Origin of the sequence: Streptomyces sp. KPB2 (assembly GCF_003950055.1) — a bacterium.
In the GTDB taxonomy this organism is placed as follows: domain Bacteria; phylum Actinomycetota; class Actinomycetes; order Streptomycetales; family Streptomycetaceae; genus Streptomyces; species Streptomyces salinarius.
The window spans coordinates 3,858,631-3,878,927 of the sequence record NZ_CP034353.1; the positions used below are offsets into that span (position 1 = coordinate 3,858,631).

Consider the following 20,297-nt stretch of genomic DNA (forward strand, 5'->3'; position numbering starts at 1 on the left):
CTTCCATGCCGCCCTCGATCGCCGGCGGCTCCCTGGAACCGCACCCGGTGCCGGTACTGTCCTTCCTCAAATGGGGACTCATACGGGGAGCGTTCCGAACCAGGTTCCGCAGGGCGACGGATACGCGCACATGGTGGTGTGCGGCGACGACGGGCTGGCGCACCGGCTGGCCGCCGAACTGCGCGGCGTCTACCGCGAACAGGTCACACTCGTCGTCCCGCCCTCCGGGCGCCGGGTGCGTCAGCCGGTCGTCGGGCGGGCCCGCGCGGCCTCGGCGGCGCTGCTCGACATGGTCAACGCGGCCGTCAACCGGGCCGGCAACGGCGACGCGGCCGACGCCGACCGCGAACTGGAGGCCACCGAGCCGACCGAGGACGTGCTCGCGGACGCCGGCGTCGAACGGGCCACCGCGCTGGCCCTCGTGTACGACGACGACGAGACCAACATCCGCGCCGCCCTGACCGCTCGCCGGCTCAACCCCCGACTGCGTCTGGTCCTGCGCCTGTACAACCGGCGGCTGGGGCAGCACATCGAGGAACTCCTCGACCAGAGCGCCGCGCTCGCCACCGGCGACGGTCACGGCTCCGGTTCCGGGTCCACGACCGTGCTGTCCGACGCCGACACCGCCGCGCCGGCGCTGGCGGCCACCGCGCTCGTCGGCACCAGCAAGATCGTCGAGACGGACGGCATCCTGTTGCGCGCCGTCGAACGGCAGCCGCCGCGCCCCGGCGAGGTGGCCGACCCGGGACTGTGCACCCTCGCGCTGCTCTCCGCGACGAGCAACGACCCCGCCGGCGCGGACGGTTCGGAGGGCAGCGGCGAACACGGGCCGCAGCTGCTGCCCGACGCGGCGGCGGTGGAGGCGGCCACCGGACGCGGGACCGTGGCCCTGGAGCAGGTCTCGTACTCCGGGCCGCCGCTGCCGGCCGGGCGCGCCGGTGTGCCCGCCTTCGGCGAGCTGTTCTCGCGCCGGCTGCGGTGGTCCCTGGCCGGTCTGGCGGCGTGCGTGGTGGCCCTCGCCGTGGCGCTGATGGTGGTCACCGGCGACCACCCGGTGCACGCCACGTACGTGACGCTGCTCGACCTCTTCGCCATCAACGAGCCCGCGCACAACGACGACAGGGGGCGCCAGATCCTCCAGCTGCTGTCCGGCTTCGTCGGGCTGCTGCTGCTTCCCGTCCTGCTGGCGGCCGTGCTGGAGGCCCTCGGCACCTTCCGCACCGCGTCGTCCCTGCGGAAGCCGCCGCGCGGGCTCGGCGGGCACGTCGTCCTGCTGGGTCTCGGCAAGATCGGCACGCGCGTGCTGACCCGGCTGCGGGAGATGGACATCCCCGTGGTGTGCGTCGAGGCCGACCCCGAGGCGCGCGGCATGGCGACCGCGCGACGGCTGCGGGTGCCGGTGGTGCTCGGAGACGTCACCCAGGAGGGCGTCCTGGAGGCCGCCAAGATCCACCGGGCGCACTCGCTGCTCGCGCTGACCAGTGTGGACACGACCAACCTGGAGGCGGTGCTGTACGCGCGGTCCGTGCGGTCGCGGCTGCGGGTGGTGCTGCGGCTGTACGACGACGACTTCGCCACCGCCGTGTACCGCACCCTGCGCGCCGCGCACCCCCGCGCGCTCACCCGGAGCCGGAGCGTGACGCATCTGGCGGCGCCGTCCTTCGCCGGGGCGATGATGGGCCGGCAGATCCTGGGGGCGATCCCCGTCGAGCGGCGGGTGCTGCTGTTCGCGGCGGTGCGGGTGGCGGGGCATCCGCAGCTGGAGGGGAAGACGGTCGGGGAGGCGTTCCGGGCGGGGGCGTGGCGGGTGCTGGCGCTGGAGGTGTCCGACGGTGTCTCCGACGGTGAGCGGGTGGGGGGTGCCGGCGCGGAGGGGGCGCGGGAGTCTCGGTTGGTGTGGGAGCTGCCCGACTCGTATGTCCTGCGGGGATCGGACCGGGTGGTGCTGGCGGCGACGCGGCGGGGGCTGGCGGAGTTGCTGGGGCGGCGGGTGGTGCGGCGGGGGGCGGATGTGTAGGGGCGCTGCCCCTACGACCCCGCCAGGGGGCTCCGCCCCCTGGACCCCCGGCCTATGCCCACCCACCACCCGACTCGGTCGGCCAAGCAGCCACCCGGAAGACCGCCTCGGGCGGCCGAGAGATCACCCCGGCGAACGCCTCCGTCGGCCAAGCAGCCACCCCGACGAACGCCCCGGTCGGCCAAGCAGCCACCCCGACGAACGCCCCGGTCGGCCAAGCAGCCACCCCGACGAACGCCCCGGTCGGCCAAGCAGCCACCCCGACGAACGCCCCGGTCGGCCGAAAGGGCGCCCCGACGGATGTCCCGGTCGGCCCGGGGGCTTCACGGCTTCGGCAAGTGCCTTCTTGCGAAGTCCAGTTCCAGGGCGACCTGTTTGATGCGTTCGTCGACGACCAGGGAGCCGTGGCCCGCGTCGTAGCGGTAGACCTCGTGGACGGCGCCCCTGGCCTCCAGGCGCTCGACGTAGTTCTCGACCTGGCGGATCGGGCAGCGCGGGTCGTTGACCCCGGCGGAGATGTAGACCGGGGCCTTGACGTCGTCGACGTAGGTCAGCGGTGAGGAGGCCTCGAAGCGCTCGGGGACCTCCTCGGGGGTGCCGCCCAGCAGGGTGCGGTCGAGGGCCTTCAGCCCCTCCATCTCGTCGTGGTACGCCGTGACGTAGTCGGCGACCGGCACCGCCGCGATGCCCAGCGTCCACGCCTCGGGCTGGGTGCCGATGCCGAGCAGCGTGAGGTAGCCGCCCCAGGAGCCGCCGGTGAGGATCAGGCGCTCGGGGTCCGCGAGGCCCGAGGTCACCGCCCACTCCCGCACCGCCGCGATGTCCTCCAGCTCGATGAGGCCCACCCGGTGCTTGAGGGCGTCGGTCCAGGCGCGGCCGTACCCGGTGGAGCCCCGGTAGTTGACGCGCACCACCGCGTACCCGTGGTCGACCCAGGCGGCCGGGCCGGCGGCGAAGGAGTCGCTGTCGTGCCAGGTCGGGCCGCCGTGGATGTCGAAGACCGTCGGCAGCGGACCGGCCGCCCCGGCCGGCTTCTGGACCAGGGCGTGGATGCGGCCTCCGGGCCCCTCCACCCACACGTCCTCCACCGGGACCGAGCGGGGCGACTTCAGGCCGGGCGGGTCCAGGACGACGCGGCCGGTGGTGGAGCGGACGGCCGACGGCTCGGCGGCCGAGGACCACAGGTACTCCACGCTGCCGTCGGGGCGGGCCGTGGCCCCCGAGACGGTGCCGGCGGGGGTGTCGATCTCCGTCAGGCCGCGCTCGGCGAAGTCGTAGCGGAACAGCTCGCTGCGGGCCTCGAAACCGTGCACGATCAGCAGGCCGGAGCCGTCCGGATACCACTCGGCGCTCACGTCGCCCGGCAGCTCCAGCGCGAGGTCGGTCTGCTCCCCCGTCGCCACGTCCCACACCAGGGGCTCCCAGCGGCCCCGGCGCTGGTGGCCGACGAGCAGCCGGGTGTCGCCGTCGACCGGCGCGAAGCCCAGGACCTCCAGGCCCAGCTCCTTCGCGCCGCCCTCGGTGTCGTCCAGCTCGGCGACCGTGCTGCCGTCGGGGCGCAGGACGCGCAGCGCCGAGTGCATGGCGTCGCCGTGCTCGGTGTGCTCGATCGCGATGAGGGAGCCGTCGTCTGAGAGGTCGCCGACGCCCGCGGACTCGCGGTGCCGGTAGATCTCCGCCGGGGGCCCGCCCGCGTGGGCGAGGTGGATCGTCGTACCGTCCTCGTCCGTCGAGCGGCCGATCACCGCCGTGCGCCCGTCCCGGCCGAGGGCGAGGCCCGCCGGGTAGGAGGGGTCGAGGCCCGGCACGGCGAGCTCGTCCTCGCCGCCCGCGAAGGGCTGGCGGCGCCAGACGCCGAACTCGTCGCCGTCCTTGTCGTCGAACCACCAGATCCACTCGCCGTCGGGCGCGAGCGCCCCGTCCGTCGTGCCGTTGGGCCGGTCCGTGACCTGGCGCTGCTCGCCGCTCGCGCGGTCCCAGGCGTACAGCTCGTACGTCCCCGTCGCGTTCGACACGAACAGGGAGCGGTCCGGGGCGTCCTCGGCCCAGTCGGGCAGCGACACCCTCGGCGCCCGGAAGCGCTTCTCCCAGTCGGGCGCCTGCTCGTCCCGCGCGCGCCGTCCGTCCACGTCCCGCCCGTCCACGGTCCGCTCGTCCCTGTCCGCGTCCACGGCCGTATCCATGTCCGGCGGAACGGACCCGTTGCTCTCAGTCATGGCCCCATACTGCCCCGACCGGGCGACAACGCGCAGAAGAGATCCCCAGCCTGTGGACAACCTCCCCCGGCCCGTTCCTCCTCCCCCACGTTTTCCACAGCCCCGCGGCAGAGCGCTCCGGGCGCGCACCGTACCGTGGAAGGCGTGTACCGGTTTCTGCTGACGCCCCGATGGTGGGGGATCAACATCTTCGTCGTCCTGGCCATCCCCTTCTGCATCTTCATGGGTTCCTGGCAGCTCGGCCGTTTCGAGGACCGGGTGCAGGACCACGAGACCGCCACCACGCAGCACGAGTCGGCCCGCCGGGAAGCGGCGCGCCCGCTGGCGGAGCTGCTGCCCGTGGACAAGGCGACGGTCGGCAAGCAGACCACCGTCACCGGCCGGTACGACGATCAGCTGCTGGTCCCGGAGCGGAAGCTGGACGACCGGGAGGGCTTCTACGTCCTCACCCTGCTGCGCACCGACGGCGGCAGGGCGCTGCCCGTCGTGCGCGGCTGGCTGCCCGGCGAGCCCGACCCGGCGAAGGCCCCGGCCCCGCCCACCGGCGAGGTCACCGTCACCGGAGCGCTCCAGGCCGCCGAGTCCCCCGGCAGCAACGGTGTCAGCGGACGCTCCGGGTGGCCCGCCGGGCAGACCGGCGCGATCAACGCGGCGACGCTGCTCAACCTGGTGCCGTACGACGTGTACGACGCGTGGGTCACGCTGAACGAGGGCGACTCCGGGATGCGGGCCGTGCCGGTGAGTGCGCCGCAGGGCACGGGGCTCGATCTGAAGGCCTTCCAGAACCTCGGCTACACCGCCGAGTGGTTCGCCTTCGTCGGCTTCGTCGTCTTCATGTGGTTCCGGCTGGCGCGCCGCGAGCTCGAACTCGCCCGGGACGCGGAGCTGGGCATCGTCACGGAGGACGAGGAGCCCGGTGGGACCGGGGACGCCGGTGAGTCCGCCGAGTCCGAGCCCTCCGGGGACGAGGTGGGTGAGCCCAGGGCGGGGCTCACCTCCTGACCCCCTGGGGTCACGCCGCCGGGTCCGCCAGCAGCCCCGTCCAGTACACGGTCCCCACGCACGCGTTGGACACCGTGGCCGTCGCCGAGCCGGAGCCGCCCTCGGGGGTGTACGTCACCGACACGCTTCCCTCTGCCGGGCCGTCCGCGGTCACCAGCTGGGTCGTGGGCCCCGCCTCGCCGCCGCCACCGCCGCTGCCTCCTGCGGAGCTGCCCGCCGACGTGGTCGTGTCCCCGGTGGGCGAGGGATCGGGCGAGGGCCCGCCCGTGCCGCCGCCGGTGGGGCCGCCGGTGGTGGGACAGGTCTCCGAGGGCACCCAGGCGAACTGCACCTCGTAGGCGGCGCCCGGCGCCAGGGTCAGCGAGGGTGCCTCCAGCGACGGGTCGGGCAGACCGGCCGCGGCGTCCCCGGCGGCGTGCCGCGCGGTGCCGATCCGGTCGGCGTCCGCGGCGCCCAGCGAGGCGGTGACGACGCTGCCGGGACCGGTGACCGTACAGCCGTCGGAGGAGACGTTGGTGACCCGGAAGGAGCCGTAGACCACGCCCGTGGAGTCGGGGGCCGCGCTGCTGGCGACGGCCGGGCCGAGCGAGCCCGGCGCACAGGCGGGGACGTCGGCGGGGCTGGAGGCGCTGGGGACGTCCGTGGGGGACGTGCCCGCCGCGGCGCCGCTCTCCTTGCCGCCCGGCGTCTCCTTGGGACCGGCCTTGTCCTTGCCCTCGGCGGTGTCCCCGGAACCGGCGATGCCGCTCTGGCCGCCGGCCGGGTCCTTGCCCTGGGAGGCGCCGCCCTGGGCCTGTGAGGCGTTGCCCGCGACGGACGGGTCGGCACCCGCGCCGCCGGAGTTGGAGACGTGCACGAGGGCGGGGACCGCCGTGCCGAGGAAGAGGACGGCGGCGGCCGCGCCGACGAAGGCCTGCCGCTTGCGGGCCCGCCGGGCGGGCACGGCGCGCCGCAGGTGCTCCAGGGTGCCGTCGCTCGGCTCGATCTCGCCGACCGCCCGCCGCATCATCGCGCGCAGGGCGGCCTCGTCGACGGCCGCCCCGTCGGCGGCCGGCCTGTCGGGTCCCTCGGCGTCGGGGCCCTGCTCGGCGGGGCCGTGGTTCACAGTTCCGTTCCCAGCGTGCGTGTGCCTGTGCCTGTACTGCTCCGACCCGTCCGGCCCGGCGGACGCGTCGTGCCCGTCGCGGGCATCGTGGGCGTCGCGGGCGTCCGGTCGCGCGGCGTGACCCTCGTCCTCGTGGTCGTCGTCCCGTCGCGCGTCGTTGCCGTCGCTCATGCCGGCGCCTCCATGGCCACCCTGAGCGCCGCGATCCCGCGCGAACCGTACGCCTTGACCGAGCCCAGGGATATGCCGAGCGTCTCGGCGACCTGGGCCTCCGTCATGTCGGCGAAGTACCGCAGGACCAGCACCTCGCGCTGCCGGCGCTGCAGTCCCTTCATCGCCTTGATCAGGGAGTCCCGCTCCAGCTGGTCGTAGGCGCCCTCCTCCGCGCTCGCCATGTCCGGCATCGGCTTGGAGAGCAGCTTGAGGCCGAGGATGCGGCGGCGCAGCGCCGAGCGCGAGAGGTTGACGACGGTCTGGCGCAGGTACGCCAGGGTCTTCTCCGGGTCCCGGACGCGCTTGCGCGCCGAGTGGACGCGGATGAAGGCCTCCTGGACCACGTCCTCGCAGGAGGCCGTGTCGTCGAGGAGGAGGGCGGCGAGGCCGAGCAGCGAGCGGTAGTGCGCCCGGTACGTCTCGGTGAGGTGGTCGACGGTGGTACCCGCCGCCACGTCCTCGGCGCCGTCGCGCTGGTTCGATATGCGGGCCGGCCGCGCTGCGGGCATGGGCGCGATCACCGGCATGCCACCGGCCGGACCGGCCACACGGGGACGGACGGACCGGGCGGGCGGGACGTGCGGGCGCAGCGCCGCGCCCCGTGCCCCTGCGGTGAATTCGAGAACCTCTGCCACGCCAGTTGGACACGTCGACCCCCGGGAGGGTTGTACGTGCCGGGCGTCACGTTCCCGTGTCCGCCGCCGGACCGCCGCCCGGACAGTCCCCCGGGCAGCCGTCCGGACCGCTGCCCGGGGAGTCTCCCGGGCAGCCGCCCGCCTGACGGTACGTCATAGGCCGTCATCGTCCGCTCTTCCCCTATGTCCCGTGTGAACGAGCGTCCCCACGCCCGTCCTCGGCGTCCCCACGCCGACCCACGCGTCCCCGCGCCCCGAATGGGTGACCGCAAAGACGCTCCCCGCCGCTCGCGCGGTTGCGGAGGGCGGGGAGGAAATCCTCTGACGGCACGGGTGCCCGGTACAAGTAGTCCGGACCAACTTCCGGATCACATCTCGTCCACGGATCCTACAAACGAAACCCACGACGGCCAGCGCTTTTCGCCCACCGATCCACAGTTGACCGGCGGTCAGGCGAACTCGGCCGCCACCAGCTCCGCGATCTGCGCGGTGTTCAGCGCGGCGCCCTTGCGCAGGTTGTCCCCGCATACGAAGAGTTCGAGCGCGGTCGGGTCGTCCAGGGCCCGGCGCACCCGGCCGACCCAGGTCGGGTCGGTGCCGACCGCGTCGGCGGGCGTGGGGAACTCCCCCGCGGCCGGGTTGTCGAACAGGACGACGCCGGGCGCGGTGGCCAGGATCTCCCGGGCCCCCTCGACACTGACCTCCCCCTCGAAGCGGGCGTGCACGGTCAGGGAGTGGGTGGTGACGACCGGCACCCGTACGCACGTCACCGCGACCGGCAGGTTCGGCAGCCCGAGGATCTTGCGGGACTCGTCCCGCACCTTCATCTCCTCCGACGACCAGCCGTCCTCCCGCAGCGATCCGGCCCACGGTACGACGTTCAGCGCGACCGGCTCCGGGAACGGCCCGGTGTCGTCGCCGACGGCCCGCCGTACATCGCCGGGGTGGGTCCCCAGCTCGGTGCCGGCCACCAGCGACAGCTGCCGCCGCAGCGTGTCCACGCCGTCCCGCCCCGCGCCGCTGACCGCCTGGTACGAGGAGACGACCAGCTCGCGCAGCCCGAACTCGGCGTGCAGCGCGCCCAGCGCCACGATCATGGAGAGCGTCGTGCAGTTCGGGTTGGCGACGATCCCGCGCGGCCGCATCCGCACCGCGTGCGGATTGACCTCGGGCACGACGAGCGGCACGTCCGGGTCCATCCGGAACGCGCCCGAGTTGTCGACCACCACCACGCCCTTGGCGGCGGCGACGGGCGCCCACTGCGCGGAGACCTCGTCGGGCACGTCGAACATGGCGACGTCGACCCCGTCGAAGGCCTCTTCGCTCAGCGCGACGACCTCGACCTCCTCCCCGCGCACGGCCAGCTTGCGGCCGGCCGAGCGCGGGGAGGCGATCAGGCGGATGTCGCCCCAGACGTCCGCGTGCTGGGACAGGATCTGGAGCATGACCGAGCCGACGGCACCGGTCGCGCCCACGACGGCGAGCGTGGGCCGGCCCGTGCGCCCGCCGCCCGGGCCGGTGCCTTCCGCGGCGGACATCAGCGCCCGGTGCCCCCGTAGACGACGGCCTCGTCACGGTCGGAGTCGAGCCCGAAGGCGGTGTGCACGGCGCGCACGGCCTCGTTCACGTCGTCCTTGCGGGTGACGACCGAGATGCGGATCTCGGAGGTCGAGATGAGCTCGATGTTCACCCCGGCGTCGGAGAGCGCGGTGAAGAAGTCGGCGGTGACGCCCGGGTTGCTCTTCATCCCCGCGCCGACCAGGGAGATCTTGCCGATCTGGTCGTCGTAGCGCAGCGAGTCGAAGCCGATGCCCGGGCGGTTCCTCTCCAGCGCGTCGATGGCCTTGCGGCCCTCGCTCTTGGGCAGCGTGAACGAGATGTCCGTCAGGCCGGTGGAGGCGGCGGACACGTTCTGCACGACCATGTCGATGTTGACCTGGGCGTCGGCGATGGCGCGGAAGATCGCGGCCGCCTCGCCCGGCTTGTCGGGCACGCCGACAACCGTGACCTTGGCCTCGGAGGTGTCGTGCGCGACTCCGGAGATGAGGGCCTGCTCCACGTGCTTTTCCCCTTGCTTGATCGGCTCGCTGCTGACCCACGTGCCCTGCAGTCCGCTGAAGCTGGACCGCACGTGGATCGGGATGTTGTACCGGCGGGCGTACTCCACGCAACGGTGGAGCAGCACCTTGGAGCCGGAGGCAGCGAGCTCCAGCATGTCCTCGAAGGAGATCCAGTCGATCTTCTTCGCCTTCGGCACCACGCGCGGGTCGGCGGTGAACACGCCGTCGACGTCGGTGTAGATCTCGCAGACGTCCGCGTCGAGCGCGGCGGCGAGGGCGACGGCCGTGGTGTCGGAGCCGCCGCGGCCCAGCGTGGTGATGTCCTTGCTGTCCTGGCTGACGCCCTGGAAGCCGGCCACGATGGCGACGTTGCCCTCGTCCACCGAGGTGCGGATGCGCCCCGGCGTGACGTCGATGATCCGGGCCTTGTTGTGGACCGAGTCGGTGATGACTCCGGCCTGGCTGCCGGTGAACGACTGGGCCTCGTGCCCCAGGTTTTTGATCGCCATGGCCAGCAGCGCCATGGAGATACGCTCTCCGGCGGTCAGCAGCATGTCGAGTTCACGTCCGGCAGGGATCGGGGAAACCTGCTCGGCGAGATCGATCAGCTCGTCCGTCGTGTCGCCCATCGCGGAAACGACGGCGACCACCTGGTTGCCGTTCTTCTTCGCTTCCACGATCCGCTTGGCGACGCGCTTGATGCCTTCGGCATCGGCTACGGAGGAGCCTCCGTACTTCTGCACGACAAGGCCCACGTGCGCTCCTCGCTCAATCCGTCTCTTTCCGCACGTACGTATATGTACTGCGGTCGGCTCATTTTACCGAGCGTCCGGATTTCCCCCCTGCGGTATCGCATGGTGAGACCCGGGTACTCGCTCAGGCTGGCTCATGCCCAGGGGGCGGCGGGTCACTCGGAAAAGTGCCGTGCATCACACGTTCACAAGTGAGAGGCCTCAGTCCGCCAGCTCTTTGAGGGGCTCGGTGTCGAGGGTGATGTCGACGGGGGCGGGGAGATGCACGGTCGCGCCGAAGGGCAACCTCTCCTCGTGCTGGTAGCTGCCGTTCTCCGGTTGGTTGAACACGACGACGGAGCAGCTTTCCCGGTCGATGAGGAGGTAGACCGGGATCCCGGCGGCCGCATACCCGTCGGGCTTGTCCACACGGTCCCGCCGCGCGGCATCCGCGTCCCACGAGGTGACTTCCACGGCCATCAGTGCGTCGTCGGGCGCCGACCACTCACCGTGTCCCTTGAAGGCGCCCGGGGGGACCAGTACCCCGTCCGCTCGTGCTCGCCCCTTGCGGTACGCCTCCGTCTTGAGACCTCGCTCCGCGTGCAGCCAGAGATCGGGGCGGTGCTGCATACAGAGCCTTTGCAGCCAAGCGACGATCTCACTGTGGTTGCCGTCCGGCATGGGCTTGACCGCGACCCTTCCCCTGATGAACTCCAGTCGCACCGGCTCTGGTGCACGGCGGTCGAGCTCCTCGAACTCCTCGACGGACATATCGGGCCGGTGCTCGGTCCTGGGGGTCATGGCGTCGCCTCCTCGACACCATGGTGCCCCGGCCGGCGCCTCCCGCACGCTCACAGCGCCCGCTCCGCCCTCGGCGGCAGGCCGGCCGCCGCGCGCACCTCCGCCGCGCGGCGAGGGACGTCCACGACCTCGTACACCGCGTCGGGGGCGGCCAGGAACGTGTCCGGCACGTACCCGGCATCCAGCAGACCGGCCTCCTCGGCGCCCACGGCCGCCTCGTACTCGGCGCGGCATTCGGAACACATACCGCCCCTGATCTCCGTCGTCCGCTCGTCCGCGTCGCAGCTCATGCAGGCCATGACGGCGCGGGTCACCCGAGCCCGGCGCGGAGCTGCCTTCTGACGGATCTTCGCCTTCTTCGGGGGCATCCTGTTCTCCAGTCGGTTGCGGGCGAGTCCGCCCGGATTGTTCACGGTCGCGGGAAGGCCGTCGGTCACCGCGCGGGTGATGTCCTGGGGTGTCGCGCCCCGCGTCAGCCACTCCTCGGCCAGGGATGCGAGGGACCGGCAGTCCGCCTCGGACAGGCGCATGCGGGGTTCCGCGTCGCGGATCGCGGCGAGGGCGAGGTACGAGGTCCTGGACTCCGGGTCCGCCCCGGCCTCCGCCCCGGCCTCGGGACGCGGCTCGGGCTCCGGTTCGGGCAGCTCGGGCTCGTCGGTGCGGGCCAGGCCGGGGCGGAGGTCACCGGGCACGATCCGGCCGTTGCGCCGCCGCGCGAACTCCGCCCACCACGCCGCCGACCTGCGCGTACGCGACCAGTACGTCCGCGTGACCCACCGCATGGTGTTGTCCTCGACGGTGATGTGCTCCTTGATCCAGCGCAGGTGGCCGGCTTCGGTGATGCGGGTCAGCGACGAGCGCGTCGCCTGCTGGCCGTAGCGCGGGTGCTCCGCCGCGATCACCTTGTGGCCCATCGCGTGGCCGCTGTCGAGGTGGTCGATGAAGACGGCGACTTCGGCGTCACGCGGGAGCAGGTGTGCGAAGTCCGGGTCGGCGTGCGGGTCTTCGTCGCCCGCGAGACGTTTTCCGTAGCCCGAATTGGCCATCGGGTGGGACGGGGAGGGGAGGGCGGGACTAGGCTTGGCCGAAGCCACCATCGGAGTTGCGTCCTTCGATGCGTCGGTCAGGTCCCGGATTGGTGTTGGCGCACCGCCGGGGCCGACCTTTGTGGTCGTTTGCCGCGAACCTAGGGCGGCTTCACGGATCGTCGCCCTATCGAGGTACGACGCATCAACTCGCGCTCAGACTTGGTTGGTTGGGTATTTCAACCGGACCAGAAAACCAAGGGAAGAGCTCGGGTCCCGAGGCTCAAGCTCCGGGCTGAACTGCGGCGATGAAATCGCGTGCGGCGGTCGTGTCGGGCGTCGCATGATCACGGCATGACCAGGTCTAAGGAGAATCCGCCCGCGCCGCGTTCCAACGACTTGCCGCGGGCGGCGCGGGACGGGGACGCGGCTGCGGTGGTCCGGCTGCTGGACGCCGGCGTCCCCGTGGACGCCCTCGACGACGACGCGCGCACGGCGCTGGACCTGGCCGCGCAGGAGAACCACGCGGACGTCGTGCGGGTGCTGCTTGCGGCCGGTGCGGACACGGCGGCGCATGCCGGGACGTACCACGACCTGACGCCGCTGACCTGCGCGGCGATGTCCGGGAGTACGGAAGCCGTCGCGGCGCTGCTGGACGCCGGGGTGTCCCTGGGGGCGCAGGAGCGGATCCCGTACACGCCGCTGGTGGTGGCCGCGGGCGACAACCATCCCGAGACCGTCGCTCTGCTGATCGACCGGGGGGCCGATTTGGAGGACCGGGCCATGAAGGGGCGGACGGCGCTCGAATGGGCGGCCTGCCGCGGGTCCGTCGAGTCGGTGGTCGTGCTGCTGCAGCGGGGGGCCGAGGCCACGGACGCGGCCCTGCGCTGCGCGCTGCGCCACGCGGACCGGGGCGAGGAGGAGCGCGAGCGCTACGGGCGGGTCGTCAGGGCGCTGCGTTTCGCGCGTGGCCGGACGGCCGCTACTTGACCGGGCGCAGGCCCAGCGGGCCCGCGATCTCCCGGACCATGACCCGCCCGGCCTCCGACTCCAGGGTCTCGTCGCCCAGTTCCTGGTCGGTGTCGAGGCCGTCCAGCTCCTCCAGGGGCTGGTTCAGGCGGACGTGGGCGACGACCGACTGGAGGGCGCGCAGCGTGGCGGAGGCGGTGGAGCCCCAGTTGGAGAAGTAGGAGAACTGCCACCACCACAGGGCCTCCGTGGTGCGGCCGGCCTTGTAGTGGACCATGCCGTGGCGCAGGTCGGTGATGACGTCGGTGAGGTCGTCGGAGATCCGGGCCGGGACCGGGGCCTTGCGCGGCTCGTAGGGGTCGAAGACCTCGGAGTAGACGTCGATCGGGTCGAGGAGGCGGGCCAGGTTCTCGCGGAGCTGGTCCACGTCCTGCTCCGGGCCCGGGTCCGGCTCGTAGCGCTCGTCGGGGACGATGTCCTCGTGGGCGCCCAGGCGGCCCCCGGCCAGCATCAGCTGGGAGACCTCCAGGAGGAGGAAGGGGACGGCGGAGTCCGGCTCGTCGCCCTTCGCCACCTCGGTGACGGCCACCAGGAAGCTCTCGATCTGGTCGGCGATCTGGACCGCGAAGTCGTCCGGGTTCTGGTCGGTCGCGTGCAGCGTGGCGTCAGACATCTAGGAGTCGTCTCCCCTCGAAGGCGCGGCCGAGGGTCACCTCGTCCGCGTACTCCAGGTCGCCACCCACTGGGAGGCCGCTGGCCAGGCGGGTGACCTTGAGGCCCATGGGCTTGATCATGCGGGCGAGGTACGTGGCCGTGGCCTCGCCCTCCAGATTCGGGTCCGTGGCCAGGATCAGCTCCGTGACCGTGCCGTCCGCCAGGCGGGCCAGCAGCTCACGGATGCGGAGGTCGTCGGGGCCGACCCCGTCGATCGGGCTGATCGCGCCGCCGAGCACGTGGTAGCGCCCGCGGAACTCACGGGTGCGCTCGATGGCGACGACGTCCTTCGGCTCCTCCACCACGCAGATGACGGAAGGGTCGCGCCGGGTGTCGCGGCAGATGTTGCACTGCTCCTCCTGCGCGACGTTTCCGCAGGTCGCGCAGAAGCGGACCTTGGCCTTCACTTCCATGAGGGCCTGGGCGAGCCGCCGTACGTCGGCCGGCTCGGCCTGCAGGACGTGGAAGGCGATCCGCTGCGCGCTCTTGGGACCGACGCCGGGCAGCCGCCCGAGTTCGTCGATGAGGTCCTGGACCACGCCTTCGTACAACGGACTGCCGTCCTTCCTGAGGTTCGTGCACTACGTACGGTAGATGGCTCCGGCCGGTCTGAGAAAGGCGAACCGGAGAGACGGCTCAGAACGGCAGGCCGGGGATGCCGGTGCCGCCACCGCCCAGCCCCTGGGCGAGCGGGCCGAGCTTCTGCTGCTGGAGGTTCTGCGCGTTCTCGTTGGCCGCCTGGACGGCCGCGACGATGAGGTCGGCGAGGGTCTCGGTGTCCTCCGGGTCCACCGCCTTCGGGTCGATCTTCAGGCCGCGCAGCTCGCCGGAGCCGGTGACCGTGGCCTTCACGAGGCCGCCGCCCGCCTGGCCGTCGACCTCGGTCTGCGCCAGTTCCTCCTGGGCCTTCGCCAGGTCCTGCTGCATCTTCTGGGCCTGCTGGAGCAGCTGCTGCATGTTGGGCTGGCCACCACCGGGGATCACGTTCAGCTCCCATCAAGTCCGGTCACGACGGTTTTGCCGTTCGGCACGAGCCTACGTGGTCCGGGCGGCCCTCGCCCCAGCACTCTTTCGAGTGATGCCGTCGTCGCCCTATACCTGATCAACGCCCTCTTCCGGGCGGAAAAGCGGCGGAACCCGGCTCTTCGCCACCCATTGGGCGGTAGGAAGGGTTTCGGCACAGTGTTCCGGCGCAGGATTCCGGCGCATGAGTCCTCGCGGACGGCAAGCGGTACGGCGAGCAGTAGGGAGTGCCGGGTGGGTCAGCCGGAGATGCGGCCCGAGGGGCCGCCGCAGCACGGGCGGGACGGCGAGACGGCGGCCGGACCGCTGCCGGGCGACCTGACCGGGCGGGCGTTTCCCCACGGGGACTGGACGCTGCCCGCCGAGCGCCTCGACGAGCTGTACCGGTGGGTGGAGCGGGGCGCGCTGGACACGGCGGCCTGGTATCTCGCGGACCGGGTGTGGAAGCGGCGCGGCGCCGTGCTGCTGCGGTGCGGGGCCGCGGTGGGCGCGGTCGCCGGGGCGGCGCTGCCGCTGCTCGACCTGTCCGGGGTGATGGGCGGCGGGGTCGCGGGCTGGGGGTATCTGGCGCTGCTGTGGGCGGTGGCGTGCGTGGCGGGTGACCGGTATTTCGGGGTGACGTCCGGGTGGATGCGGGACGTGGCCACGGCACAGGCCGTGCAGCGCCGGCTCCAGGCGCTCCAGTTCGACTGGGCGTCGGAGAGCGTACGGGAGGTGCTGGGGCCGGCCGAGGGGACGGCGAGCGAGGCCGCGGAGCGGTGCCTGCTGGTGCTGCGGCGATTCTCGGAGGACGTGACGGAGCTGGTGCGGGCGGAGACGTCGGACTGGATGGTGAGCTTCCGGCCGGGTCCGGCGCCCCTGGGGCCGCACGCCGCCGCGGTGGCGGACGGGCCGCGCCCCGAGGGCGGGGGCACGGGGGGCACCGGGCGGTTCGCCGTCCCCCCGCAGAACGGCACCCGTCCGAACATGCCCCGCCAGCGCCCGCCGGAGCCCCGGTGACCGTCGGCGACGGGACCGCGGCTTCGCTCACCGGCGGGTGTAGACCAGGGACTCGCCCGTGTCGTCGTTGGTGCGCTGCAGGCTGCCGTCCGGCAGCAGGGTGACCGTGGTGGACCCGCCCGGGGCGCAGCTGGTGGCCGGGCCGGTCCTGACCTGGGACGGGCCGAGCCGCAGCGGGCCGTCCGCGCTGGGCTCGGCGGCGAGGGTCGCGTCGAACACGCAGTGGTAGCTGCCGGTGTCCGTCGGGCCGTCCGCCACGAGGGTCATCACCGTGTCGCCGACCTCGCCCTGCGCGATGGTCAGGCTTCGGGGGTGGGTGCCGGAGGCGTTGTCGATGGTGGTCGTCCAGTCGCCCACGTACGCGGTCGGCACCGCGCCCTCGTCGGCGGCCGGAGCGGTCGAGCCGGTCGACGGCGACTGGCCCGCCGCGGGGTCGGACGTGCCGGGATTCCGCGGCGCGCCGGTGGACCGGGTGGGCGTCGGATCGCCGCCCGCGGTGCTGTCGCCGTCCCCGCGCATCAGGGCGTAGACCGTGCCGCCCGCGCCCAGCGCGACGACCAGGGCGACGACGACCAGCAGCGCGGTGGAGCGGGCGCTGCGGGGCGGCTCGGCCGGGGGGCCGTACGGGAGCGGGGGCCCCTGGGGCGGCGTCGGACCGAGGCCGCCGCCGTACGGCTGCTGGTGCCCCGGGTGCTGGTACCCGGGATGCGCCGGCCAGGCCGGGTCCTGGGCCGGGGCGTGTCCCGGGGCGGACGGATGGGGGTGGGCGTGAGTGGTGGGCGGGGGTGTCGGCGGGCCCTGGCCGGCGACGAGGGTGGGGAGGTGGTTCAGCGGGGTGCCACCGGTGCCCGGCTCCCGCGGGGGCGGCGGCCCACCCGGCGCCGAGCCGTCTCCCGGGGCGACATCCGCGTCCCCGGCACCCGCGCCACCGGTCACGGCACCAGCGGACGCCGGGCCCCCAGACGCCCCGCCGGGCACTCCGGACGCCGGGCCACCAGACGCACCGTCGGACCCCGGGCCACCAGGCCAGACGCCCCCGGACACCGGACCGGCAGGCCCCGCAGCACCGGGCACCACGCCACCGGCCCCGGCACCACCCGGACCCGCACCGCCGGGTACTCCGGACGCCGGGCCACCAGGCGCACCGTCGGACCCCAGGCCGCCAGGCCAGGCGCCCCCGGACACCGGGCCGGCAGGCCCCGCAGCCCCGGGCACCACGCCACCCGGCACCGCACCGACAGCTCCCGCCCCACCCGGCACCCCGCCGCCGGAGCCCGCGCCGTCGGGCCCTGCGCCGGCCGGCGCCACGCCACCCGGCCCCGCGTGGCCCCGCGCCACGCCGGGGCCCTGTGCGGCGGACCCGGGCGCGCCCGGGGGCCCCGGGGATTCCGGGTTCTCCGTGTCCAGGAGGCCTACCGCGTGGCGGCCGAGTTGGGCCACCAGGGCGCTGGGCAGCCACGGGTCGCGGGAGCGGCCGCCGGTGACCGTGTCCTGCGCGCCCGTGCGCTCCAGGACCTCGGCGAGACCCGGCCGCGCGGCGGGGTCCTTCCTCAGGCAGTCGCGTACGAGGTCGGCGATGCCCTCGGGCACGCCCGTCAGGTCGGGCTCCTCCTGGGCGATGCGGAACATCAGCGCGTGCACGCCGCTGTTCGCGCTGCCGAAGGGCAGGTTCCCCGTGGCCGCGTAGGCCAGGACCGAGCCGAGGCAGAAGACGTCGCACGCGGGCGTGACACGGTCGCCGCGCACCTGCTCGGGCGCCATGAACCCGGGCGAGCCGACGAGCGCGCCGGTACGGGTGACGCCGCCGTCGGTCACCGTCTCCAGGGCGCGGGCGATGCCGAAGTCGATGACCCGGGGGCCGTCGATGGTGACCAGGACGTTGGACGGCTTGAGGTCGCGGTGGACGATCCCGGCGGCGTGGATGTCCTGGAGCGCGTGCGCCAGACCGGCGCCCAGCGTGCGCACCGAGCGTTCCGGCAGGGCACCGTGATCGTGCCCGACGACCTGCTGGAGGCTGGGCCCCGCGACGTACCCGGTGGCGACCCACGGCACCGCGGCCTCGGTGTCCGCGTCGAGTACGGGCGCCGTCCAGTGCCCGCCGACCCGGCGCGCGGACTCGACCTCCTGCCGGAACCGCTCCCGGAACTCCTCCAGCGCGGCCAGCTCCTCGCGCACCAGCTTCACGGCGACGGTGCGCCCGCGGTCCGAACGGGCCAGGTAGACGTGCCCCATGCCGCCCGCGCCCAGCCTCCCCAGCAGCCGGTAGGCCCCGATGTGCTGTGGGTCCCCGCCCCCCAGTTTCCGCATGCCGCGCCGCCTTCCCCCCGCACATGAACAACAGGGCGAGGATAGTGCGGAGGCGGTCGTGCGGTCCGCGGGCGTTGTCCACGGTTCCGTAACAGGAGCGGCTTCCCCCGTCGACAACCTGTCGTGGAAAGCCCTCGACCGCAGACAGGACGCCGATTCCGTTTCCGCATCGCGGACATCTACCCTCGGCCGCATGACCCCTCAGCCCTCCCCCCAGGCCGGCGCCGCCGTGAAGGCCGCGGACCGCGCGCACGTCTTCCACTCCTGGTCAGCCCAAGAGCTGATCGACCCGCTCGCCGTCGCCGGCGCCGAGGGGTCCTACTTCTGGGACTACGAAGGCAAGCGGTACCTCGACTTCTCCAGCGGGCTGGTCTACACCAACATCGGCTACCAGCACCCCAAGGTCGTCGCCGCGATCCAGGAGCAGGCGGCGCGGATGACGACGTTCGCGCCCGCGTTCGCCGTCGAGGCACGCTCGGAGGCGGCCCGGCTGATCGCCGAGCGGACGCCCGGCGACCTGGACAAGATTTTCTTCACCAACGGCGGCGCCGACGCCGTCGAGCACGCCCTGCGCATGGCCCGGCTGCACACGGGCCGCCCCAAGGTGCTCTCCGCGTACCGCTCGTACCACGGCGGCACCCAGCAGGCGGTCAACGTCACCGGTGACCCGCGCCGCTGGGCCTCCGACAGCGGCACGGCCGGGGTCGTGCACTTCTGGGCGCCGTTCCTGTACCGCTCGCGCTTCTACGCCGAGACCGAGGAGCAGGAGTGCGCGCGGGCGCTGGAGCACCTGGAGACGACGATCGCCTTCGAGGGTCCTGGGACGATCGCCGCGATCGTCCTGGAGACGATCCCGGGCACCGCGGGGATCATGATGCCGCCGGCCGGTTACCTGGCCGGGGTGCGCGAGATCTGCGACAAGTACGGCATCGTCTTCGTGCTCGACGAGGTCATGGCCGGTTTCGGACGCACCGGCACCTGGTTCGCGGCCGGTCTGTACGACGTCGTGCCCGACCTGATGACCTTCGCCAAGGGCGTGAACTCGGGCTACGTGCCCCTCGGCGGCGTCGCGATCTCCGGCGAGATCGCCGCGACCTTCGCCGAGCGGCCCTACCCCGGCGGACTGACCTACTCCGGGCACCCGCTGGCCTGCGCCGCCGCCGTCGCCACGATCAACGTGATGGCGGAGGAGGGCGTCGTCGAGCACGCCGCGCGGCTCGGCGCCGAGGTCGTCGAACCGGCGCTGCGGGAGCTGGCCGAGCGCCACCCGAGCGTGGGCGAGGTGCGCGGCACTGGCATGTTCTGGGCGCTGGAACTGGTCAAGGACCGGGAGACCCGGGAACCGCTGGTGCCGTACAACGCGACCGGACAGGCGGCCGCGCCCATGTCGGCGTTCGCCGCCTCGGCCAAGGCCCACGGTCTGTGGCCGTTCGTGAACATGAACCGCACCCACGTGGTCCCGCCGTGCAACATCACCGAGGCGGAGCTGAAGGAGGGCCTCGCGGCCCTGGACACGGCACTGTCCGTGGCGGACGAGTACACGCGGTAGGCGGAGGCCGGGTACCGGGCCGAGCGGGACCGGGTCAGGGGCCGGAGCGCGTAGGGTTGCGTGCTCGTACACGGTAGACATGTGTACGAGCACGCGCCCACCGACGACGCCCCAGGGCGACGCCCCGAACGCGACGAGGAGACGCCCGATCATGCCCGGCCCCAGCGGTACCGGTGCCGTCACGCGCAGCACCCTGCGGCAGCAGATCGCCGACGCGCTCCGTGACGAGGTGCTGGCCGGGCGGCTCCAGCCGGGGCAGGAGTTCACCGTCAAGGAGATCGCCGAGCAGTACGGGGTGTCCGCGACGCCGGTGCGCGAGGCCCTGGTGGACCTGTCGGCGCAGGGGCTCCTGGACGCCGACCACCACCGCGGCTTCCGGGTCCACGAGTACTCGGTCGACGACTTCCGGGGCATGATCGAGGCCCGCAGCATGGTGACCGACGGGATGTTCCTCGCCCTCGCCGCGGACCTGCCGGAGCCGGGCGACCCGCGCATCACCGCCGCCCTCGCCGGGGTCCGGCGGCGCGGCGAGGAGGCCCAGCGGGCCGCCGCGGCCGGGGACCTGACCGTCCTGATCGGCTACGACCTGCGCTACTGGCGCGAACTGGCCGCCCTCTTCGGCAACGCCTACCTGTCCGACTTCCTGCACCGGCTGCGCGTGCAGAGCTGGGTGTGCACGGTGCAGCACCTGCGCCGGCTCAGCGACCTGCGCGGCACGCTGTGGTCGGGGCACACCGAACTGGTCGACGCCCTCGCCCACCGCGACGTGCCGGGCGCCCGCGCGCTCGTCGACGCGTACAACACCCACTCGCTCACCCTCATCGAGCGGCTCACCGAGGACTCCGCCGAGGGCCTCACCGAGGACCTCACCGGCGGATGACCAACGCCGGACGTGTCGTGGTCCGGCCCCAGATGGGTATGGGACCTGCAC

At 73.3% G+C, this 20,297-nt stretch carries 17 protein-coding genes; 6 read left to right on the top strand and 11 right to left on the bottom strand.

What is annotated here, in order from left to right:
• Positions 1 to 130: 130 nt before the first annotated feature.
• Positions 131 to 2,017, top strand: a complete 1,887-nt coding sequence (locus tag D1J63_RS17090) for an NAD(P)-binding protein (protein WP_125635546.1) — start codon at positions 131 to 133, stop codon at positions 2,015 to 2,017.
• Between the two features lie 323 nt (positions 2,018 to 2,340).
• Here the strand turns inward: D1J63_RS17090 and D1J63_RS17095 are convergent, their stop codons facing one another.
• Entirely contained in the window at positions 2,341 to 4,233 is a 1,893-nt protein-coding gene (locus D1J63_RS17095) for a prolyl oligopeptidase family serine peptidase (protein ID WP_164712864.1), read from the bottom strand.
• A 144-nt stretch (positions 4,234 to 4,377) separates the two neighbouring features.
• Between D1J63_RS17095 and D1J63_RS17100 the strand changes: the two genes are divergently transcribed.
• The gene (locus D1J63_RS17100; protein WP_241235575.1) at positions 4,378 to 5,235 is read left to right on the top strand and encodes an SURF1 family protein; all 858 of its coding nucleotides are present in this window, start codon (positions 4,378 to 4,380) and stop codon (positions 5,233 to 5,235) included.
• Positions 5,236 to 5,245: 10 nt separating this feature from the next.
• Here the strand turns inward: D1J63_RS17100 and D1J63_RS17105 are convergent, their stop codons facing one another.
• The 6 genes from D1J63_RS17105 to D1J63_RS17130 form a co-directional block, all read right to left on the bottom strand.
• A complete protein-coding gene (locus D1J63_RS17105) occupies positions 5,246 to 6,511 on the bottom strand; it encodes a hypothetical protein (protein WP_241235576.1) in 1,266 nt (421 codons plus the stop codon).
• The gene (locus D1J63_RS17110) at positions 6,508 to 7,080 is read right to left on the bottom strand and encodes a SigE family RNA polymerase sigma factor (RefSeq protein WP_030183825.1); all 573 of its coding nucleotides are present in this window, start codon (positions 7,078 to 7,080) and stop codon (positions 6,508 to 6,510) included. Before D1J63_RS17110 ends, D1J63_RS17105 begins: the two co-directional genes overlap by 4 nt.
• A 557-nt stretch (positions 7,081 to 7,637) precedes the next feature.
• Complete coding sequence (locus D1J63_RS17115) at positions 7,638 to 8,726, bottom strand: aspartate-semialdehyde dehydrogenase (RefSeq protein ID WP_102932836.1); 1,089 nt, start codon at positions 8,724 to 8,726, stop codon at positions 7,638 to 7,640.
• Positions 8,726 to 10,003 (bottom strand): aspartate kinase, encoded by a 1,278-nt coding sequence (locus D1J63_RS17120; protein ID WP_125629696.1) that lies wholly within the window; start codon positions 10,001 to 10,003, stop codon positions 8,726 to 8,728. Before D1J63_RS17120 ends, D1J63_RS17115 begins: the two co-directional genes overlap by 1 nt.
• A 198-nt stretch (positions 10,004 to 10,201) precedes the next feature.
• The gene (locus tag D1J63_RS17125) at positions 10,202 to 10,780 is read right to left on the bottom strand and encodes a Uma2 family endonuclease (RefSeq protein WP_125629698.1); all 579 of its coding nucleotides are present in this window, start codon (positions 10,778 to 10,780) and stop codon (positions 10,202 to 10,204) included.
• 50 nt (positions 10,781 to 10,830) lie between these two features.
• A complete protein-coding gene (locus D1J63_RS17130) occupies positions 10,831 to 11,826 on the bottom strand; it encodes a hypothetical protein (protein WP_125629700.1) in 996 nt (331 codons plus the stop codon).
• A gap of 333 nt (positions 11,827 to 12,159) precedes the next feature.
• On the opposite strand from D1J63_RS17130, the gene D1J63_RS17135 reads away from it, so the two are divergent.
• Entirely contained in the window at positions 12,160 to 12,795 is a 636-nt protein-coding gene (locus D1J63_RS17135; RefSeq protein ID WP_125629702.1) for an ankyrin repeat domain-containing protein, read from the top strand.
• On the opposite strand, the gene D1J63_RS17140 is transcribed toward D1J63_RS17135, so the two are convergent.
• From D1J63_RS17140 to D1J63_RS17150, 3 genes are all read right to left on the bottom strand, one after another.
• On the bottom strand, positions 12,788 to 13,447 hold the full coding sequence (locus D1J63_RS17140; RefSeq protein WP_102932839.1) for a DUF5063 domain-containing protein: 660 nt from the start codon (positions 13,445 to 13,447) through the stop codon (positions 12,788 to 12,790). The genes D1J63_RS17135 and D1J63_RS17140 overlap by 8 nt on opposite strands.
• Positions 13,440 to 14,039, bottom strand: a complete 600-nt coding sequence (gene recR / locus D1J63_RS17145) for a recombination mediator RecR (protein ID WP_102932840.1) — start codon at positions 14,037 to 14,039, stop codon at positions 13,440 to 13,442. The genes D1J63_RS17140 and recR overlap by 8 nt, the downstream gene beginning before the upstream one ends.
• Positions 14,040 to 14,124: 85 nt before the next feature.
• The gene (locus D1J63_RS17150) at positions 14,125 to 14,472 is read right to left on the bottom strand and encodes a YbaB/EbfC family nucleoid-associated protein (RefSeq protein ID WP_087808112.1); all 348 of its coding nucleotides are present in this window, start codon (positions 14,470 to 14,472) and stop codon (positions 14,125 to 14,127) included.
• 273 nt (positions 14,473 to 14,745) lie between these two features.
• Between D1J63_RS17150 and D1J63_RS17155 the strand changes: the two genes are divergently transcribed.
• Positions 14,746 to 15,510 carry an SLATT domain-containing protein gene (locus tag D1J63_RS17155; RefSeq protein WP_125629704.1) on the top strand — a complete coding sequence of 255 codons (765 nt, stop codon included), beginning with the start codon at positions 14,746 to 14,748 and terminating at the stop codon, positions 15,508 to 15,510.
• A gap of 27 nt (positions 15,511 to 15,537) precedes the next feature.
• Here D1J63_RS17155 and D1J63_RS17160 read toward each other — a convergent pair whose 3' ends face one another.
• Positions 15,538 to 17,817: a serine/threonine-protein kinase gene (locus tag D1J63_RS17160; RefSeq protein ID WP_125629705.1), complete on the bottom strand. Its 2,280-nt coding sequence runs from the start codon at positions 17,815 to 17,817 to the stop codon at positions 15,538 to 15,540.
• A 193-nt stretch (positions 17,818 to 18,010) separates the two neighbouring features.
• Here D1J63_RS17160 and D1J63_RS17165 point away from each other — a divergent pair, with 193 nt between their 5' ends.
• On the top strand, positions 18,011 to 19,366 hold the full coding sequence (locus D1J63_RS17165; RefSeq protein ID WP_102930192.1) for an aspartate aminotransferase family protein: 1,356 nt from the start codon (positions 18,011 to 18,013) through the stop codon (positions 19,364 to 19,366).
• A 151-nt stretch (positions 19,367 to 19,517) separates the two neighbouring features.
• On the top strand, positions 19,518 to 20,246 hold the full coding sequence (locus tag D1J63_RS17170) for a GntR family transcriptional regulator (protein WP_125629707.1): 729 nt from the start codon (positions 19,518 to 19,520) through the stop codon (positions 20,244 to 20,246).
• Positions 20,247 to 20,297: the final 51 nt, after the last annotated feature.

Coding starts and splice junctions, on each gene's coding strand:
- D1J63_RS17090 (WP_125635546.1), top strand. CDS start 131: ATGGTGGTGTGCGGCGACGACGGGCTGGCGCACCGGCTGGCCGCCGAA.
- D1J63_RS17095 (WP_164712864.1), bottom strand. CDS start 4,233: ATGACTGAGAGCAACGGGTCCGTTCCGCCGGACATGGATACGGCCGTG.
- D1J63_RS17105 (WP_241235576.1), bottom strand. CDS start 6,511: ATGAGCGACGGCAACGACGCGCGACGGGACGACGACCACGAGGACGAG.
- D1J63_RS17110 (WP_030183825.1), bottom strand. CDS start 7,080: ATGCCGGTGATCGCGCCCATGCCCGCAGCGCGGCCGGCCCGCATATCG.
- D1J63_RS17115 (WP_102932836.1), bottom strand. CDS start 8,726: ATGTCCGCCGCGGAAGGCACCGGCCCGGGCGGCGGGCGCACGGGCCGG.
- D1J63_RS17125 (WP_125629698.1), bottom strand. CDS start 10,780: ATGACCCCCAGGACCGAGCACCGGCCCGATATGTCCGTCGAGGAGTTC.
- D1J63_RS17130 (WP_125629700.1), bottom strand. CDS start 11,826: ATGGCCAATTCGGGCTACGGAAAACGTCTCGCGGGCGACGAAGACCCG.
- D1J63_RS17135 (WP_125629702.1), top strand. CDS start 12,160: ATGACCAGGTCTAAGGAGAATCCGCCCGCGCCGCGTTCCAACGACTTG.
- D1J63_RS17140 (WP_102932839.1), bottom strand. CDS start 13,447: ATGTCTGACGCCACGCTGCACGCGACCGACCAGAACCCGGACGACTTC.
- D1J63_RS17160 (WP_125629705.1), bottom strand. CDS start 17,817: ATGCGGAAACTGGGGGGCGGGGACCCACAGCACATCGGGGCCTACCGG.
- D1J63_RS17165 (WP_102930192.1), top strand. CDS start 18,011: ATGACCCCTCAGCCCTCCCCCCAGGCCGGCGCCGCCGTGAAGGCCGCG.
- D1J63_RS17170 (WP_125629707.1), top strand. CDS start 19,518: ATGCCCGGCCCCAGCGGTACCGGTGCCGTCACGCGCAGCACCCTGCGG.